Annotated in this window: 2 protein-coding genes; both read left to right on the forward strand. The window is 74.5% G+C overall.

Going from position 1 to position 2,396, the window contains the following annotated elements; genetic code table 11:
• The coding region (locus tag VKG64_19420; protein ID HKB27209.1) for a thiamine pyrophosphate-dependent enzyme at window positions 1-1,558 on the forward strand (1,558 nt) is incomplete at its 5' end.
• A gap of 29 nt (window positions 1,559-1,587) precedes the next feature.
• Window positions 1,588-2,396 (forward strand): glycosyltransferase family 4 protein (locus tag VKG64_19425; protein ID HKB27210.1); only part of this gene is annotated, 809 nt, incomplete at its 3' end.

The raw sequence follows: 2,396 nt of genomic DNA on the forward strand, positions 1-2,396 counted from the left end.
GATCTACGACGGCTGTCTCACCGAGGGCATCAGGCTCGTGGACTTTCGCCACGAGCAGGCCGCGGCCCACGCGGCCGACGCGTACGCGCGGCTCCGGAAGAACGTCGGCGTGGCGATCGTCGCGCCGGGGCTGGGCGTCACCGATGCGGTCACCGGCGTCGCCAACGCCTACGCCGCGCGGAGCCCGGTGCTCCTCCTCGGCGGCGCGGCGCCGCTCGCCCTCCGGGGGCTCGGCGCGCTCCAGGAGATGGACCAGCTGGCGCTGATGCGCTCGATCACCAAGGGCGCCTTCACGGTGCCCGAGACGCGCCAGATCCCCGAGGTGCTGACGACCGCGATCCGCACCGCGCTGTCGGGGCGTCCCGGGCCCGTCTTCGTCGAGATCCCCGTGGACCTCCTGATGACGACGCTCGAGGACCGCCTGGCGCCGATCCCCCGGCGGTACGTCCACCGGCCGCGTCCCGCCGCCGAGCCGGAGGCCGTGGCGAGGCTCGAGCGCCTGCTCGCCGGCGCCGAGCGTCCCGTGGTGATCGCGGGCAGCGGCGTCTACTGGGACGACGCCGCCAAGTCGCTCGCCGCGTTCGCCGAGCGCGCCGGCGTGCCGGTCTTCATGAGCGGCGCGGGGCGCGGCGCGCTCCCGACGGCCCACCCGAACGCCTTCGCCCAGGCCCGGGGCTTCGCCCTCGGCCACGCCGACCTCGTGCTCGTCCTCGGCGCCCAGCTCGATTTCCGGCTGGGCTACGGCCGGCCGCCGGTCTTCGCCGAACACGCGAAGGTCGTCCTGGTGGACGTGGACCCGGCCGAGCTCGGCAGGAACCGCCCGCTCGAGCTCGGGCTCACGGCCGACCTCGACGTGCTCCTGCGCCAGCTCGCCGACGCGACGCCCGCGGGCCACGCGGCCCGGCTCGAGCCGTGGCTCGCGACGGTGCGGGGGCGCGAGACGGAGAGCAAGAAGACGCTCGAGGGCTTCTGCGCCTCCGCCGACGTCCCGATCTCGCACTACCGGCTCGCCGCCGAGATCGCGCACGTCGTGACGCCCGAGACGATCGTCGTCGGCGATGGCGGCGACGTCGTCGGCTGCGCCTCGAAGGTGGTGCCGCTCCACCGCCCGGGGCAGTGGCTCGATCCCGGGCCGCTCGGCTGCCTCGGCATCGGCCCCCCGTTCGCGCTGACGGCGAAGCTGCTCCACCCGGAGGCGCCCGTCCTGCTCATCGCGGGGGACGGCGCCTTCGGCCTGAACGCGATGGAGATCGAGACCGCGGTCCGCTTCGGCCTGCCGCTCACGTGCGTGATCGGCAACGACGGGGGCTGGGGCCAGATCCGGAACCCGCAGCTCTCGTTCTACGGCGAGGCGCGCGCCGTCGCGACGTCCCTGCCGCGGACGCGCTTCGACCTGATGGTGGAGGCCCTCGGCGGCCGCGGCGTCCTCGTCACCGACCCGCGCGCGATCGGTCCCGCGCTCACGCGGGCGCTCGGGTCCGACGAGGTCTGGTGCGTCAACGTCGTCCTCGATCCCGAGGCCTACAAGAAGACGGGTACGGTCTCGATGGCGATCTAGCTCTGACGATCACGTTCCTCTGCCCCCACGTGAGGATCGCCGGCGGCGTCCGGGCGATCCTCACGTACGCCGACCGCCTGGCCGGGCGGGGCCACGACGTGACGCTGGTCGTGCCGGCCAAGGGCCGGCTCCGCGCCGCCTGGCTCAACGCGAGATCCGCCGGGCCCGACTGGATCCCGGGCTTCCGCCCGCGCGTCCGCTGGGTCCGGCGCTGGGAGCCGGCGCGTCTGCCCGACGGCGACATCGTCGTCGCGACGGCGTGGCAGTCCGCGGCCGCGGCCGCGGAGGCGCCCGCGCGCTGCGGCGCCGGCTTCTACTTCGTCCAGCACTACGAGAGCCTCTACCACGGGTCGCCCGAGACCGTGGACGTGACCTACCGGCTTCCGCTCCGGAAGCTCGTCATCTCCACGTGGCTCCGCGACGTCGTGCGCGAGAAGTTCGCGGGCGACGCCGAGGTCCTCGTGACGCCCGTGGACCCCGCCCTCTTCCATCGCGTGCCCGTCGCCGTGGGAACCTCGCGGCCGCGCGTGCTGATGCTCCACCACGAGTACGCGTGGAAGGGCGTGGCCGACGGCGTGGAGGCGGCGCGCCGCGTGAAGGCGCGCGTCCCCGGGCTCGTCCTGGTCGGCTTCGGCCTGAAGGCGCCGCGTGATGCCTCGCCGTACGACGAGTTCCACGCGAACCCGCCCCAGGACCGGCTCGCCGCGGTCTACTCGGGCTGCGAGGTCTACCTCTGCCCGTCCTGGGACGAAGGGCTCGGCATGCCGCCGATGGAGGCGATGGCCTGCGGCGCGGCCCTGGTGACCTACGACAACGGCGGCTGCCGCGACTACGCGCG

The organism is Candidatus Methylomirabilota bacterium (genome assembly GCA_035260325.1).
Classification (GTDB): Bacteria; Methylomirabilota; Methylomirabilia; order Rokubacteriales; family CSP1-6; genus AR19.